15 protein-coding genes and 2 pseudogenes are annotated in these 15,229 nt (G+C 70.0%); 8 read left to right on the forward strand and 9 right to left on the reverse strand.

Annotated features, from left to right (window positions below; all coding sequences use genetic code 11):
- Window positions 1–95 (forward strand): annotated as a pseudogene (locus ACIBTS_RS20740) (carbohydrate ABC transporter permease); the annotation flags it as partial.
- A 45-nt stretch (window positions 96–140) separates the two neighbouring features.
- Window positions 141–2,177 carry a beta-galactosidase gene (locus ACIBTS_RS20745; RefSeq protein ID WP_399321112.1) on the forward strand — a complete coding sequence of 679 codons (2,037 nt, stop codon included), beginning with the start codon at window positions 141–143 and terminating at the stop codon, window positions 2,175–2,177.
- Window positions 2,178–2,549: 372 nt separating this feature from the next.
- Here ACIBTS_RS20745 and ACIBTS_RS20750 read toward each other — a convergent pair whose 3' ends face one another.
- The 5 genes and pseudogenes from ACIBTS_RS20750 to ACIBTS_RS20770 all read right to left on the reverse strand — a co-directional run bounded on the left by ACIBTS_RS20750 (window position 2,550) and on the right by ACIBTS_RS20770 (window position 6,902).
- Window positions 2,550–3,116 (reverse strand): hypothetical protein, encoded by a 567-nt coding sequence (locus tag ACIBTS_RS20750; protein WP_399321114.1) that lies wholly within the window; start codon window positions 3,114–3,116, stop codon window positions 2,550–2,552.
- Window positions 3,117–3,280: 164 nt separating this feature from the next.
- A pseudogene (locus ACIBTS_RS20755) lies at window positions 3,281–3,848 on the reverse strand (transposase); the annotation flags it as partial.
- Between the two features lie 1,033 nt (window positions 3,849–4,881).
- A complete protein-coding gene (locus tag ACIBTS_RS20760; protein WP_319671680.1) occupies window positions 4,882–5,847 on the reverse strand; it encodes a pirin family protein in 966 nt (321 codons plus the stop codon).
- A gap of 78 nt (window positions 5,848–5,925) precedes the next feature.
- Window positions 5,926–6,414, reverse strand: a complete 489-nt coding sequence (locus ACIBTS_RS20765) for a hypothetical protein (RefSeq protein ID WP_399321116.1) — start codon at window positions 6,412–6,414, stop codon at window positions 5,926–5,928.
- A gap of 26 nt (window positions 6,415–6,440) precedes the next feature.
- Window positions 6,441–6,902 carry an ATP-binding protein gene (locus tag ACIBTS_RS20770; protein WP_399321118.1) on the reverse strand — a complete coding sequence of 154 codons (462 nt, stop codon included), beginning with the start codon at window positions 6,900–6,902 and terminating at the stop codon, window positions 6,441–6,443.
- A gap of 129 nt (window positions 6,903–7,031) precedes the next feature.
- On the opposite strand from ACIBTS_RS20770, the gene ACIBTS_RS20775 reads away from it, so the two are divergent.
- Entirely contained in the window at window positions 7,032–7,262 is a 231-nt protein-coding gene (locus ACIBTS_RS20775; RefSeq protein ID WP_399321119.1) for a DUF397 domain-containing protein, read from the forward strand.
- A 174-nt stretch (window positions 7,263–7,436) separates the two neighbouring features.
- A complete protein-coding gene (locus ACIBTS_RS20780; protein ID WP_399321121.1) occupies window positions 7,437–8,351 on the forward strand; it encodes a helix-turn-helix domain-containing protein in 915 nt (304 codons plus the stop codon).
- Window positions 8,352–8,420: 69 nt separating this feature from the next.
- Here the strand turns inward: ACIBTS_RS20780 and ACIBTS_RS20785 are convergent, their stop codons facing one another.
- On the reverse strand, window positions 8,421–9,251 hold the full coding sequence (locus ACIBTS_RS20785) for an SAM-dependent methyltransferase (protein ID WP_399321123.1): 831 nt from the start codon (window positions 9,249–9,251) through the stop codon (window positions 8,421–8,423).
- 172 nt (window positions 9,252–9,423) lie between these two features.
- On the opposite strand from ACIBTS_RS20785, the gene ACIBTS_RS20790 reads away from it, so the two are divergent.
- From ACIBTS_RS20790 to ACIBTS_RS20800, 3 genes are all read left to right on the forward strand, one after another.
- Complete coding sequence (locus tag ACIBTS_RS20790) at window positions 9,424–10,125, forward strand: transcriptional regulator (protein WP_399321124.1); 702 nt, start codon at window positions 9,424–9,426, stop codon at window positions 10,123–10,125.
- Window positions 10,122–11,099, forward strand: coding sequence for a threo-3-hydroxy-L-aspartate ammonia-lyase (locus ACIBTS_RS20795; RefSeq protein ID WP_399321125.1), 978 nt, complete (start codon window positions 10,122–10,124; stop codon window positions 11,097–11,099). The genes ACIBTS_RS20790 and ACIBTS_RS20795 overlap by 4 nt, the downstream gene beginning before the upstream one ends.
- Window positions 11,100–11,243: 144 nt before the next feature.
- Window positions 11,244–11,603, forward strand: a complete 360-nt coding sequence (locus tag ACIBTS_RS20800) for a cupin domain-containing protein (RefSeq protein ID WP_399321127.1) — start codon at window positions 11,244–11,246, stop codon at window positions 11,601–11,603.
- Window positions 11,604–11,619: 16 nt separating this feature from the next.
- Here ACIBTS_RS20800 and ACIBTS_RS20805 read toward each other — a convergent pair whose 3' ends face one another.
- Together ACIBTS_RS20805 and ACIBTS_RS20810 are read right to left on the reverse strand one after the other, a co-directional pair.
- Complete coding sequence (locus ACIBTS_RS20805; protein ID WP_399321129.1) at window positions 11,620–12,972, reverse strand: VWA domain-containing protein; 1,353 nt, start codon at window positions 12,970–12,972, stop codon at window positions 11,620–11,622.
- A complete protein-coding gene (locus ACIBTS_RS20810) occupies window positions 12,969–13,826 on the reverse strand; it encodes an AAA family ATPase (protein ID WP_399321130.1) in 858 nt (285 codons plus the stop codon). Before ACIBTS_RS20810 ends, ACIBTS_RS20805 begins: the two co-directional genes overlap by 4 nt.
- Window positions 13,827–13,967: 141 nt before the next feature.
- Here ACIBTS_RS20810 and ACIBTS_RS20815 point away from each other — a divergent pair, with 141 nt between their 5' ends.
- Window positions 13,968–14,540, forward strand: a complete 573-nt coding sequence (locus ACIBTS_RS20815) for a hypothetical protein (RefSeq protein WP_399321132.1) — start codon at window positions 13,968–13,970, stop codon at window positions 14,538–14,540.
- A 10-nt stretch (window positions 14,541–14,550) separates the two neighbouring features.
- Here the strand turns inward: ACIBTS_RS20815 and ACIBTS_RS20820 are convergent, their stop codons facing one another.
- Window positions 14,551–15,225: a lactate utilization protein C gene (locus ACIBTS_RS20820; RefSeq protein WP_399321133.1), complete on the reverse strand. Its 675-nt coding sequence runs from the start codon at window positions 15,223–15,225 to the stop codon at window positions 14,551–14,553.
- Window positions 15,226–15,229 lie beyond the last annotated feature (4 nt).

The following is a 15,229-nucleotide window of genomic DNA, read 5'->3' on the forward strand; positions in this document are numbered from 1 at the left end:
GCGCCCTGCTCACCGCGATCCCCACGCTGATCGTGTACTTCGTCCTCCAGCGCCAGTTCGTCAGCGGCCTGACCCTGGGCGCCAACAAGGGCTGACGGAAACCTCCCACTCGATCCCCACACCTTCCCGGAGTCCCACCAGTGAGCACCGCAAGCCGTCTTCATCTGCCCGGCATCGCCTACGGCGGTGACTACAACCCCGAACAGTGGCCCGAGGAGGTGTGGGCCGAGGACATGGCCCTGATGCGAGAGGCCGGGGTGACCATGGTCAGCCTCGGCATCTTCTCCTGGGCCCTGCTGGAGCCTTCCGAAGGCGTGTACGACTTCTCCCGTATGGACAAGATCCTGGACCTGCTCCACGAGAACTCCATCGCCGCCGACCTGGCCACTCCCACGGCCTGCCCGCCCTCCTGGTTCTTCCGCGCCCACCCCGAAGCGCTGCCGGTAGACCGCGACGGGCGCACGCTGTCGTACGGCAGCCGCCAGACGTTCTGCCCGTCCAGCCCCGCCTACCGCACCGCCGCCCTGCGTATCGCGGGCGCGCTAGCCGAGCGGTACGCAGGCCATCCGGCCGTCGCGATGTGGCACGTCCACAACGAGTACGGCTGTCACAACGCGGAATGCTTCTGCGACACCAGCGCGGCCGCCTTCCGGCGCTGGCTGAAGGTGAAGTACGGCAACGACCTGAACGCGCTCAACGACGCCTGGGGCACTGCCTTCTGGAGCCAGTGGTTCTACGACTGGGAGGAAGTCCTCCCGCCCCGCGCCACCGGCGCCGACCCCAACCCCGCCCACCGGCTGGACTGGCGCCGCTTCTGCTCGGACGAACTGCTGTCGCTGTTCACCGCCGAACGCGACCTGCTCCACCGAGCCGCGCCGGACCTCCCTGCCACCACCAACTTCATGGTGATGCACAACTTCGACGCCGTGGACTACTGGCGCTGGGCTCCCGAGCTGGACGTCGTCTCCAACGACCACTATCTGCTCTCCACCGACCCGGAGTCGGAGATCGACATCGCGCTCTGCGGCGACCTGGTCCGCTCCCTGGCCGGCGGGCGCCCCTGGCTGCTGATGGAACACTCCACGGGAGCCATCAACTGGCAACCCGTCAACCGGGCCAAGGGGCCCGGGGAGATGCGCCGCAACGCCCTCTCCCACGTAGCGCACGGCGCCGACGGCATCGCCTACTTCCAGTGGCGTGCCGCGAAGGCGGGTGCCGAGCAGTGGCACTCGGCGATGCTGCCGCACGCGGGCACCGACAGCCAGATCTGGAAGGACGTCGTCCAGCTCGGAGCCGACCTGCGCGCCCTCGCCGAGGTCCGCGGCAGCACCAGCCCGGCCCAAGTCGCCATCGTCTGGGACTGGGACGCCCGCTGGGCCATGGAGCTGCCCTCCCAGCCCAGCTCGGAACTCCGCTTCCAAGACCTGGTGAGGCACTGGTACACCCCGCTGCGGAGGGCGGGCGTGGCGGTCGACTTCATCCGTCCGGACAGCCCGGACCTCGACCGCTACCAGCTGGTCCTCGCCCCCAGTTTGTATCTGGTCGACGATGCGGGCGCCTCCGCCCTGACGGGTTTCGCCGAGCGCGGCGGCACCTTGGCGGTGGGCTTCCACAGCGGTGCGGTGGACGAGAACTGCCATGTCCGCCTGGGCGGTTATCCGGGCGCCTTCCGGGAGCTCCTCGGGGTGCACTGCGACGAGTTGTTCCCCTTGCTGCCCGGCCTTCGGGTCGGTCTGGCCGGCGAGGTCCCGCAGGACGCGACCGCCGATCTGTGGACCGAACGCCTCCGGCTCACCGGGGCGGAAGCCGTCGCCACGTACGCGGACGGACCGTTGGCCGGCGTCCCGGCCATCACCCGCAACGCGTACGGCAGCGGTACCGCCTGGTACATCGCCACCCACCCGGACTCCACTACCTTGTCCGCTGTCCTGGAACGCATCCGCCAGGACGCGGGCGTGCACCCGGAGCGTGAGGTTCCGGCTGGTGTCGAAGTGGTCCGGCGGCGCGGCGCCGACGCGGACTACCTCTTCCTGATCGACCACGCCGGCCACGGTGCCGAGGTCCCCGCCGACGGCGTCGAACTGCTCACCGGCAAACCGGTCGCCGGTTCGGTCAGCGTCCCCGCGGGAGGCGTCGCCGTCGTCCGCGAGCCGCTGCCCGGACCGAGTGCTGAGTGAGGCAGCCAGGACGCTGACCGCTGCGGTTGCATTCCTTCACTCCTGAAGGCCTCGCCGGTCTCCCACCTGACGAGGTTGCCCGGCCGCGCCGTGAGGCTCCGAGCGTTCCTGGGCGCCGGTGCCCGGCCGGTGCGCAGCAGCACCGTGTCAGTGTCTGCAGGAATCTGACTCTGTCCTGCGCGTGTCTTTCCGACGACTGGGCGGCGAGGCTTCCTCGCCGCCTTCCACGTCTGCTGCCCCCGGCGTGCACATGAGGCAGTTCGCTCGCCGTGGCGATCGGTTGGTCGTTCCTTACTTACCTGTAAGTTAGAAGCATGACTACGATCATGGCCGAAGTGGCTGCGACAGAGAGCAATAGTCAATACCTGTGGATCACGGCTGTCCGTTGAGGCCGAGCTTCCTCTTGCAGTAGGGGGAGAAGATCGATCCCCAGCCGGTCCAGACGGCGTGGACCTGGGCGATCTGGGAGGGCAACGGCATGACCGGGAGCAGGTCCCTGCCCTTGGCCCAGTTGGTGAGCAAGCCCTCGGTGGTGTCCACGGCGGAGACGACCATGGTGACCTTCGCGTTGCCGTCGACCCAGGTCTCCCACAATGCCCACCCTTCGGGGCGGGCTTCCACTCCCAGCCGGACACAGGCATGCGGGTAGGTCTCGTCGGTGCCGATGGGCATGGCCTCGGGACGGATGACGGCCACGGCAGCGACAGGAACCTGTGGGCGCCCTGCCTCCTCGTCCAGGCACCCGTCCAGGGGGAAGGGGTAGTGCAGCAGCGCCCGTCCCAGAGCGTTGACACTACGTTGGAGCGGTCCCTCCCCTTCGGTGTCGCAGGCGTACCACTGCTCACCGGCGGCCGCGGAGGCAACTGCCTTGGCGAGCCGTTCGATCTCCCGCAGATAGTCGAGTTCGGAGAGCTCCGGCCTGGTCGGGCAGTGTCGCATCGCTGAGCCGGATCTGTGCACCTGTTTTCGTGTGGTCAGCGGCCTGCTCCAGGCGCTCGACCAGGACGCCGTTCTCGAATCGGGCCCCCGCGCGGACGAGTGCCATCGTAGAACGCCAGCAGTTCGTCCCGGTCGTCGGTGATCTTCGCGGCGGCCTTGGGTCACTTGGTGCCGTAGGTCTTCGCGAACGCTTCAATGGCCTTCTCGGCGTGGGCGCGGTCCTCGGCGTTGCAGATCTCCTGCATCGCCCTGGCCGCGCCGGGCTGAGCCGACTTCGGCAGGCATTGGTGACATTCCGGGATTTGTGTCTCTGTCGACTCCCGCAACCCCTCCGCGAGCGCGATCAACTCCTTGGTGCCGTCCACGCGGACACCGAGCAGGACCAGCACGCACGAATGCGCCTGCCCGAGCCGGACCTTCGGGTGCACCCCGTTGGCCCACACGTAGACGAAATCCCTGTCCGACAGGTCCCGGCTCTGGAACGCGGCATGGTCCTCGCCCCACTGCTTCGTCAGCCGGGTCACAGTTGCGGCCGACAGGCCGGCGGTAGAGCCGAGGAACTGCTCCAACGCCGGCACAAAGTCCCCCGATTGACAGCCCGTGCAGGTAGAGCAGCGGCAGCACTTCCGCCTTCAGCGCGGCGGCCAGCATCTGCCGGGCGCCTTCGCGGACAATCTCGTCGATCAGGGAGCCAGACTCCGTCAAACCGTCGGCATTCACTACGCTGAGCACGGCGTGCCTTCCCGACCCGCGGTGCGAACGCGGGCCTACTCGGTGACCATCACAGGATCATTCGGGAAGGTACGCCCTTCGTGCATCCTCCCGGAACCGATCCACAAGTCCTGAGCATTGCTCCTGATCGATCGCGACGCGTCGCGCTGATTGGGCTATTCGGTTGGTGGAGCGCAGTCCCATGCCGACGACGGATGTGGCGCCGCAGTGCCGCGTCATTGAACTGGTGACCGTCGGGCGCGTCCAACTTCTCGCAAACGATCGCATTGGCTCGGCCCAGTCCCTGGGCGCTGCAGTCACGGAGGCGACGAGGCAGCGTCTCCCGCACCAGCTCCAGCGCGTCATGGGGACCGCTCGAGGACAGGTGCCCGAGGTCCACGAGGCCGCCACAGACGCGCTGGACCGGCTGCGCCACGAGATGGCGGCCTACGCCCAAGCCCCGACAAGGCAACGGCATCGTCCCCAGGGCCTGTCCGGCGGATCAGGTCGCAGGAAAGCAGCGGCGCCTGATCAGCGCAGGTGAGCGGGGGAGGGCGTGCCATCCCCCCGCGTCTGCGGCATGATCCGCCGGACAGACAGGCCCTAGGCCGGCACCGCCGTGCTGAGAAGTGCCTTGAGACTACGGCCGTCGAGTTGCAAGATCGCCGAAAGCCGCGGGCGATCGTCCTGGGCAACAATCTGTTGGGTTTCCACAAACCGCTGTCCGAGCGCTCGGCCTGCGACGACGTACCTCGTAGGTCGATCCGCTCCGAGAGGCTTCAGCCTGCAACGCAGTGCGGCAATACGTCTGCCGCACTGCTTCCGCAGCGTGAGCGCATTGGCGCGGCATATTCTGACGGTCCGTCAGAAAAGTCGGCATTAAGTCAGCATCAGACCTGCCGAAGCCGCCCTCAGATGCCCACACTTTGGAAACGCGGACAGCCTCGGAGGCTCCGGTGCGGCGGCATCCGAGGGGCCGGCCGAGATCGTGGTAGGGGGACAGGCGGAGAGACGGTCCCGGATGCCCGGGATCGTAGACTCGGATTTTCCCAGGTCAGCGCACCCTTCCGCGTGGTTTGAGGGGGGTGTCGGGCAGGGTCGGGGCGCGTAGCGGGGCTCCGTCGTAGCCCTTCACCTCGCCGAAACGGGTTCCTCTCGCCCAGTCGTCGCGAGCCTGCGCGATCTCTTCCTGGGACCGGCCGACGAAGTTCCACCACATGACGAGCTCCTCCTCGAAGGGCTCGCCGCCGAGCAGCATCAGGCCTGCGTCGGACTCGGCCCGCAGGGGCAGTTCGGTGCGTCCGCAGCCGAGGTAGAGCATCGAGCCCGGCAGGACGGGCACCCCGTCCACATGGACCTCGCCCGACATCGACAGCACGCCGTACTCGAAGTCGGGCAGAAGTGGCAGGCGTACGTCGGCGCCGCGGGCGAGCGCGAGATCGGCGCCCACGATGGGGGTGTACGCCGTGCCGGGTGAGGTGGAGCCGTCGAGGTCGCCGAGGAGCACGGTGGCCGTGAGGCCGGGGGCGGTGACGGTGGGCAGGTCGGCGTGGTGCTCGAAGTGGGGGTCGGTGTGCCGGTGGGCGTCCGGCAGCGCGACCCAGAGCTGGGCGCCGTGCAGGTAGCGGGCGTGCGGCCGGGGGCTCTCCTCGGAGTGGCTGATCGCCCGGCCCGAGGTCATCAGGCCGAGTTCCCTGGGCCGGATGGTCTGCAGGCTGCCGGTCGAGTCGCGGTGCAGTACCTCGCCCTCGTGCAGCCAGCTGACGGTCTGCAGGCCCATGTGCGGATGCGGCGGGACCTGCATGCCCGGCTCGTCGGCGATGTCGTCGGGGCCGTAGTGGTCGACGAAGGCCCAGGCGCCGATCATGCGCCGTCCGAGGTTCGGCAGCAGCCGGCGCACCTCGGTCGACTCGCCGAGCTTCACCTGTCGGGGGCTCAGCAGCTCGCGGACTGGTTCGGCGACGACGAATCCGCGGCCGCCGCACACACTCGGTACGGGCGCACGGTCAAGGTTGCTCATGCGGCACAACTTAGCGGTCGGATGTGGAGTTCCGCAGAAGGACCCGGGCAGGCCCTGGATTCGCCGTCCGCAGGTGCCTCAGCCGGTCAGAGTCTCGGCGAGTTCCGTGGTGGCGCGCACGATCTCGGTGTCCGGCTCGGTGAGCAGCTGGCGAATGACGTCTCGCTGGGCGTGCACGGCGTCGCGGGCCGCGCGTTCCCAGCCCACGTAGTCGTCGGGGTGGTGGAGCAGCTTGGGGTACGCGGCGGCAGTGGTCTCCCACTGACGGGTGTCGGCGATGCTCTTCAGCAGGCGCAGGATCTCCGCACGGCAGGTGACCTGGGGGAGCCGGACGAGTTCCCAGAGGAACGGCACCGTCGCCGCCGTCGCCTCGTCGACGACGAAGCCGAACTGGCAGATTCTTCGGCGCAGTTGGCCGAGTGCGGACCCGGCGCTGTCGGCGTCGCCCCGGGCGACGGTGGTCAGCAGGATCGGGATGTCCGCGGCGGACCCGGTGGAGTCCTTGATCTTGGGCCACGGCACATGTCCCAGGTCCTTCAGCGGTGCGGTTCTCTTCGAGGCAGTCATGTCAGGTGTCAGCCGTCGGTCGGGGATCAGGGCTGTAAGCGGGTCGGCAGCATGGCCCAGACGGTCTTGCCCACGGGGGAGCGACGCGTCCAGCCCCAGTGCTGCGAGAGGGCCTCGACGATGTGCAGTCCGCGGCCGTGTTCCAGGAGGGTGTCTTCGGCGTGCGGGTAGACGGGCAGGCTGTCGCTCGGGTCGGTGACGGCGCATACGAGGTGGGAGCGGCGCAGGGTGAGTCTGAGCCGTACGTGGAACTCGCCGGCCGAGGGGTGGGGGAGACCGTGCAGGACCGCGTTGGCGGCCAGTTCCGTGACGACCATGACCGCGTCGTCACTGCAGTGGCCCAGGGACCAGTGGTCGAGGGTGTGGTGGGTGAAGTCCCGTGCCTGGGCGAATCCTTCCCGGCTGCCCGTGAGGTGCAGGGCGGCGGTTCTGGGCGAGTCACGCACGGAGACGGACTCATGGCTCCGGATCTGCGCAGGTGATGACACGGTGCATCTCCCTGAAGCGACGTCAGGACGGGGCGCCAGAAGTGTGGTTGACGGCATGGCTATTATCCACGCTGACGATGTCCTCGTGCAATTTCACGGGAAATTGCGCGTACGAGCGAGGAGAGTGCAGTGCCGTCAGTGCCGAACGGAGTACGGGCGAGCTCGTTGGGCGTCCACTGGATCAAGAGCAGCCACAGCAACGCCGAAGGCAACTGCGTGGAGGTCGCGGCCCTGGACGGGGGAGGCGTCGCGATGCGCAACTCCCGTGATCCCGAGGGGCCGGCCCTGGTGTACACGCCGGCCGAGCTGGCCGCGTTCGTGGCCGGGGCGAAGGACGGGGAGTTCGACCATCTGGTGTGAACGCCGCATGGGGGTCGTGTAGGGGTCACGTGAGGGTCCGGGGTGGACTCGGCGGGCGGGCTCCAGGGGGCGACTGGTGGTGTTCCGATGGAGCCGATTGCCTTGCCGCGAGCGGCCGGAGGGCTTCGGATGCGATACTTCGGTCTGTCGTCTGCCGGTCCACGGGGAGTCAGGATGTCTGCCGAGTCGTCTCGCGTCTCCCGCCTCGAACCGTATCTGAACCGTGCCGAGCCCGCCCCGACCTTGCTGAAAATGCTGGTCGGTGTGCAGTTGGCGGGCATCCGGGAGGATGCCGGCCTGTCCCAGGACCAGGCCGCGCGCGCCATCGGTTTCAGTCCGGCGAAGCTTTCGCGCATCGAGGCGGGCAAGGGGCGCAGGCCGCCCGTCGAGGCGGACGTCCGCGCGCTCCTGTCGCTGTACAAGGCCGACGACCATGAGGCTTCGGTCCTGCTCCGGCTGCTGCGGCAGGCGGGCGAGCCGGGTTGGTGGCAGCGCTACGACAAGCGGTTGATGCCCGAGTGGTTCGACCGCCTGGTCGGGTTGCAGGAGGCGGCCACCGCGATCCGTACCTTCGAGATCCAGTACGTGCCGGGCCTGTTGCAGACTCCCGCGTACGCGCGGGCCGTCGTGGAACGCGGGCTGCCGTCGGCGACGTCTCGGGAGGTCGAGCGCCGGGTGGAGCTGCGGACGCGGCGCACCGAACTGCTGCGGAGACCGGACGCCCCGCGGGTGTGGGCGATCCTCGACGAGTCGGTGCTGCTGCGGGTGCTGGGCAGCCGCGAGGTCATGCGCGAGCAGCTCGCCCATCTCGTGGAACTGGCCCGGTTGCCCCATGTCACCGTCCAGGTCGTGCCGCTGGACGTCACCCATGCCTCCGCGCCGGCCATACCGGTCACCTATCTGCGCTTCGGCGGCGCCGATCTGCCCGATGTCGTCTATCTCGAGCAGATCAGGAGCGCCACCTTCCTGGAGGACCAGGACGAGACGGAGGAGTACCGCGTCGCGCTGGACCGGCTGGCCGACGAGGCGCTCAACCCCCGTGAGTCGCAGGCTCTGTTGGCTGCCATCGCGAAGCAGCGCTACGTCTGACCTTCGGACCCGATCCCAGCCACAGGCCCAGCCGCAGTCCTGACCGCAGTCCCAGCCCCGGTCCTGGCCTCAGCCGGAGTGCCGACCGAGGCGGCCCACGCCGCCGAACTCGATCCATTCCTGGGTGAGTTGGCGAGGGGCGACCTCGGTGTCGGGGCGCCAGGTGGAGACCTCCACCAGTCCCGGGTCGAGGATGTCCAGGCCCTCGAAGAGTGCGGCGACGTCCTTCTCCTGGCGGACCCGGCCCCAGTGGCCCTGGGTGGCCTTGTCCATGAAGTCGGTGACGAACTCCCTGACCGCCGGGTCCTCGCTGACCAGCTGACACATCACCAGATAGCTGCCGGGGGCGAGGCGTTCGGCCACCCGACGGACGACCGCCTGCGGTCCGTCGGTGTCGCTGTCGGGGATGCAGTGGAAGACCGAGTTGAACAGCACCGCCACCGGCTGAGAGAAGTCGATCAGGCGCACGGTGTCCTCGTGGCCGAAGATGGCCTCCGTCTCCCGCATGTCGGCGTGGATCACGGTGGTCCGCTCGTCCTGTTCCAGCAGGGCCCGGCCGTGCACGAGCACCATGGGGTCGTTGTCGACGTAGACGACGTGCGAGGTCGGGTCGATGCGCTGGGCGACCTGGTGGACGTTGTCCTGGGTGGGCAGGCCTGAGCCGTGGTCGAGGAACTGCCGGATCCCGTACTCCTGGCTCAGGGTCTTCACGACCCGCTGCAGGAAGCGCCGGTTGTTCAGCGCGAGGACGCGGGTGCTGGGGACGACCTTGTCGAGCTCCTCGCAGGCGGCGCGGTCGGCCGCGTAGTTGTCCTTGCCGCCCAGGTAGTGGTCGTACATGCGCGCGGCCGTCGGAACCGTGGCATCGATCGACGTGGACAGCTGTTTGCCAGGCTGCATCTCTTCCCCCAGATCCCCGCCGTGCCCCGGACTGGCGCGGCCGACAACACATCCTAGGGAAACGGCAATTGACGACACCACCCCTTGATCGACAGTTCCCCTGAAGGTGTCCGACCGAGTAGCGGCATTGGACTGCTGGTCCAGAGCCTGGACTCATGGTCTAATGACGGTTATGGATTACCGGGAAGCCGAGCGGGACGCGACGCTGCGTGCGCTCACCCCCGTCGTCGACGGGATCGCGGCCACCTTCGGGCCGGTGTGCGAGGTGGTGCTGCACGACTACCGGCGGCCGGAGAAGTCCGTCGTCGCCGTCGCCGGGTCGGTGACCGGGCGGACGGTCGGCGGGGCGATGAGCGAGATCGGCATGCGGGTCCTCGCCCGCGGCGACGACGCCCTCGACGAGCTGAACTACGTCACCCGCACCGACGCCGGAAAGCTGGTGAAGTCGTCCACGATGGTGCTGCGCGACTCCACGGGCGCGGTGTTCGGCGCGCTCTGCGTCAACGTGGACGTCACCGAGGTGGACCGGGTGCAGGGGCTGCTGGCCGCGCTCGCCGGGACGCCCGGACGGCCGGCCGACGCGCCCGTGACCACCTTCGGCGACGACATCGACTCCGTCGTCGACGCCCTTCTCGACGCCCAGCTGACGCGCCAGGACCAGACCTGGGCCGGCCTCGACCGGTCGTGTCGCCTGGCGCTCTTCCGCGGTCTGGACGAACGCGGGGTGTTCGCCGTGCGCCGCGCGATCGAGCAGGTCGCCGCCCGCCTCGGCATCTCCCGGGCCTCCGCCTACAGCTACCTCTCCCAGGCCAGAGCCCCCCGCACGACCGCGGCGAACGGCGCCGACGACACCCCCGAGGGAGCCCGCCCGTGACGACCGCACCCCTGCCGATCACCCTCGACGACGTCCGCGACGCGGCCGCCCGCCTCAAGGGCGTCGCGCACCGCACCCCCGTGCTGCGCTCGCGCACCCTCGACCGGATCGTCGGCGCCGAGGTCCTTCTGAAGTGCGAGAACTTCCAGCGCGTCGGCGCCTTCAAGTTCCGCGGCGCCTACAACGCGGCCTCCCGGCTGGCCCCCGAGCAGCTCGCGAGGGGCATCGCCGCGTACTCCTCCGGCAACCACGCCCAGGCCGTCGCCCTGGCCGCCCGCGAACTCGGGACCACCGCCGTGATCGTCATGCCCGAGGACGCGCCCCGCTCCAAGCGGGCGGCGACGGCAGGCTACGGCGCGGAGATCGTGACGTACGACCGCTACGCCGGCGACCGGGTGGCCATCGGCGAGGCGCTGGCCGCCGAGCGGGGTCTGGCGCTGATCCCGCCCTATGAGCATCCGCACGTCATGGCGGGCCAGGGCACCGCGGCCCTCGAACTACTGCAGGAGGCGGGGGAGTTGGACGCCCTGCTGGCGCCGGTCGGGGGTGGCGGACTGATCGCGGGCAGCGCGACCGCGCTCAAGGGACTGCGGCCCGGCATCCGCGTCCTCGGCGTCGAACCGGAGGCCGGCGACGACACCAAGCGGTCGCTGGAGGCGGGCCGGCGGGTCGAGATCCCGGTGCCGCGCACCATCGCCGACGGCCAGGCCCTGCACACGCCCGGGGAGCTCACGTTCTCGGTGAACCGGCGGCTCGTGGACGAAATCGTCCTGGTCTCCGACGACGAGATCCGCGCGGCCATGCGGTTCGCCTTCGAACGCCTGAAGATCGTCGTGGAGCCCAGCGGAGCCACCCCGCTCGCCGCTCTCCTCACCGGGCGGGTCGACGGCCTGCCCCGGCGCGTCGGAGTGATCGTTTCCGGCGGCAACATCGACGCCGCTCGCTTCGCCGAGCTGTGCGGCGGCGCCGCCTGACCAAGACGGTTCCTCCGATTGGCGGCGCCCAGGGGACGGGCGGACCATGGAGGAGTGGGGCTCGGCCCTCGACCGACGACGCCCAGAGCCGCCGGGGAGACCGGCCCCGGCCGTGGTGAGGTACGGCCGGAAGGAGGCAGCGTCATGCTGGAAGTGAAGACGCTCGACAAGCCGGACGAGCGCCGCGATTTCCCCCGCGGCCACCTGGAGGCCGTCCACATGACAGGTCTCGACTTCGCCGTCGGGACCTTCGAGCCCGGGTGGCGCTGGTCGGAGTCCGTGGCGCCGATCGCCGGAACCAAGAGCTGCCAGGTGCACCACAACGGTTATGTGGTGCAGGGCCGCATGCGCATCACGATGGACGACGGCGGCGAGGGCGAAGTCGGCCCCGGCGACGTCTTCGTGATCCCGCCGGGCCACGACGCATGGGTCGTGGGCGACGAACAGTGCGTCGTGTACGACTTCGCCGGAGCGATGGCCAAGGACTACGCGAAGGCCGAGTAGAGCTCAGCAGGTACGACTAGACCGGAAGCAATCTGCCTACCAGGACGCCGAGTTGGTGGGCGTTGCGGCACTCGTGCATCGCGACCAGCTCGGCGTACTCGGGTGCAGCCGAGTCGCCCGTGCCCCACTGGGTCCGGGGCTCGGGGTTCAACCAGTGCACATGCCGGGCCTGTTCGGCGATCTGACGGAGTGCGGCCAGGTTGGGGTCGCTCATGTTGGTGCGGGCGTCGCCGAGCACGAAGACCGTGGTGCGCGGGCCGACCGCGGCGCCGTAGCGCTGCACGAACTCGCCCAGGGCGCCCCCGTAGTCGCTGCTGCCGTGGTAGCCCATGATCCGTGCCTCACCCTGGATCCGGGCGCCGAGGCCCTCCGGGTCGGCGGCGCCGTGCTGGAGCAGCCCCGTCACCTCGTCGATCCGATTGACGAAGGCGAACACGCGCACCTTGCTGAACTGGTCGTGCAGCGCCTGCACCAGCAGCATCGTGAAGTCGGAGAACCCGGACACCGAGCCCGACACATCGCACAGCAGCACCAGCTCGGGGCGGGCCGGACGCCGACGGCGCAGCACGGGACGCATCGGCACGCCGCCCGTCGACAGGGAGCCGCGCAGGGTGCGCCGCAGATCGATCGTGCCCCGGGACGCCCGGCGGCGCCGCGCCGCCATACGCGTGGCCAGTCTGCGGGCCAACGGCTGTACCGTCCGCCGCAGTTCGGCCAGCCGGTCCCTTCCCGCGTACAGGAAGTCGACCCGGTCGGCGGTCGGCGCCACCGCCCGTCGGGCGATCTCGTCCCGCCCGCGCCGCTCCGCCACCCGCCGCCGCGCCTCCCCGGCCACCAGGGCACGGAAGGCCTCGATGCGCCGCCGGATCTCGTCCTCCAACAGCCGGTCGGTGAAGCCGGAGCCGCTGCCCCGGGCCCGGATGTCGTCCCGCACCCGCGCCAACAGCGTCTGCGGGCGCAGCCGTTCCAGGGTCTGGTGCGAAGACCAGCCGTCCGCGCCCGGTGAACTCCCGTATCCGCCCAGCCCGTCGACCGCCTCGATCGCCAGCCGGCCCAGCATCGCCTCGTCGTTCGCGGCGAGCGCGGCGGCGAGCCGGTCGCGCAGGTCGTCCCGGTCGCCGGGCTCGTCCTGGGGAGCACCGACGCCACGCGGGAAGTACAGGTCGAAGACGGTGTCGAACAAGCGCCGTTGGTCCGTCGAGTGCAGCAGCGTCGCGGCCAGTCCCTCGCGCAGCAGCACGCGGTCGGCGAAGCCCAGTGCCGCCGTCGCCTCGGCGGCGTCCACCGTCTCGCCGGTGCCGACACGGACGCCGTGTGCGCGCAGCGCGGCGACGAAGCCGACCAGACGGTCGGCGACATCGGCGCTCACACGGCGTCCAGGTCGAGCTTCGCACCGGCCTTGAGGACGTCGTCCTGGTGTTTGAGGATCACGCCCAGACTGCTCCGTACGACGCTCTCGTCGAGGGTGGTGGCGCCGAGCGCGAGCAGCGTGCGCGCCCAGTCGACGGTCTCGGCGACGGAGGGCGCCTTGCGCAGATCCATCGCGCGCAGCGCACCGACCACCCGGACCACCGACTCGGTGAGCGCCGCGTCGATGCCGGGGACCTTCAGCCGGACGATCCGCCGCTCCAACTCCTCCTCGGGGAAGCCGATGTGGAGGAACAGACAGCGGCGGCGCAACGCCTCCGACAGCTCACGGCCGGCGTTGGAGGTGAGCACGACGAAGGGGCGGCGGGTCGCGGTGATCGTGCCCAGCTCCGGGACGGTGACCTGGAAGTCGCTGAGCACTTCGAGGAGCAGCCCCTCCATCTCGACGTCGGCCTTGTCGGTCTCGTCGATCAGCAGGACCGTCGGTTCCTCGCCGCGGATGGCGGTCAGCAGGGGCCGCGGGAGGAGGAACTCCTCGCTGAAGACGTCGGTGCGGGTCTCGTCCCAGGCCTCGTCGCGGCCGGCGCTGATGCGCAGCAACTGCTTGGCGTGGTTCCACTCGTACAGTGCCCGGGACTCGTCCACGCCCTCGTAGCACTGCAGTCGTACCAGCCGGGCCCCCGCGGCCTCGGCCACCGCTTTGGCGAGTTCCGTCTTGCCGACCCCGGCCGGGCCCTCCACGAGCAGCGGCTTGCCGAGCCGGTCGGCGAGGAAGACGGTCGTGGCGACGGCGGGCGAGGCGAGATAGCCGGTCTCGGCGAGCCGGGCCGAGACATCGTCGACGGACGTGAACAACAGGGCCTCCGGGAGTCGATCACGGCTGGACAGGTCCGATCACATATCTAAGCGCTTGTTCACCTCCCTTGTCGATGTTTGTCGATGCTCGCCGATGCGGTCGGTGGAGGCGTTGTCAGTGGCGGCACGTACGGTGCACGCATGGGTGTCTATCTCGTGAGCGTGAGTCCACAGGACTGGTCGGTTCCGGGCGAGGACGGCTATGGAGACGTCGCCTCGGCCCTCGACACGGAGCTGGCGCGGCGTGGACTGCCGCCGTACGCACCGAAGGCCCCCGGGGCCCAGGGCTGGTTCGAGGAGAAGATGAGCCCGTCGATGGACGGCTTCGTCGAGCTGTGCCGGGCGCGGCTGTCCCCCCAGGAGGCGCACACCCTCCTCGACTGGTCGCTCCTGGTCCCGTTCGCGCTGGAGGAGGCCATCGAGCTGCCCGTCGGCTCCGCGTACGCCGACGAGACCCTGGTCGTCGGAGCGCCGTACGTGCTCGCCCTCGCCGAGCGGCTCGCCGCTGCCCTCGGCCTGCCGCTGGACCTGATACCGGCGACCTTCGGCAACCTCGAGCTGACCCTGTGGTTCCTGGAGGGCGAGGCGGAGCAGGCCGTGGCGCACCGGCCGGGCCCCTGGGCCGAGGACCTGGCCACCGCTTTCTACACGGCCGTGTACCTGCGGGCCGCCCAGTACTCCCTGCGCCACGGCTGCGCGCTGACCTACTCCTGAGCAGTCGCCGTCAGCGCACCAGGATCACCTCGAGCGTGCGTGGGCCGTGCACCCCCTCCACCCGGTCCAGCTCGATGTCGCTGGTGGCGGAGGGGCCCGAGATCCAGGTCAACGGGCGTGCGGGATCGAGCCGTTCGAGCGCCTGGGGGACGGACGCCACGACCTGGTCCGGAACCCGTACGACACAGATGTGGTGGTCGGGGACGAGGGTGATGCGGCGACGACCCTGGTCGGGGCTGCCGTCCAGCACGATGGTGCCGGTCTCGGCGATCGCCACCGCGCACGCCGTGACCACGCTGTCGACCCGGTCGAGCTCCCGCGCGGTGCTCTCGGCCAGGTCCTCGACCCGCTCGGCATCGGTCTCGGCGAGCCACCGAGGGTCCAGACCCGGCGGCACGACCACCGACTTGGCCCCGCGCTCACCGAGCAACCGCCCGATCACGGAAGCCAGTTCGGCCTCCGGGCACCGGTGCACGAGCGCCCGGTAGTCCGCCAGGTTCTCCGCCAGCAGCTCCACCGTCTCCTCGACGCCCAGGCCGCCGTGCTCGCGCAGATAGTCGCGCGCGACGGCCTGCTCGTACTGGGGGTCCCTCCCAGGCCCTTTAGGCACTGGGGGAGTGTCGTCCTCCGGTACGTCGGCGAGCGCGCGCCGCACCCGGCCCAGGATCCGCTCCCTGCTGCTCACGTTG

The organism is Streptomyces sp. NPDC050121, assembly GCF_044460385.1.
Taxonomy (GTDB): Bacteria; Actinomycetota; Actinomycetes; order Streptomycetales; family Streptomycetaceae; genus Streptomyces; species Streptomyces soliscabiei.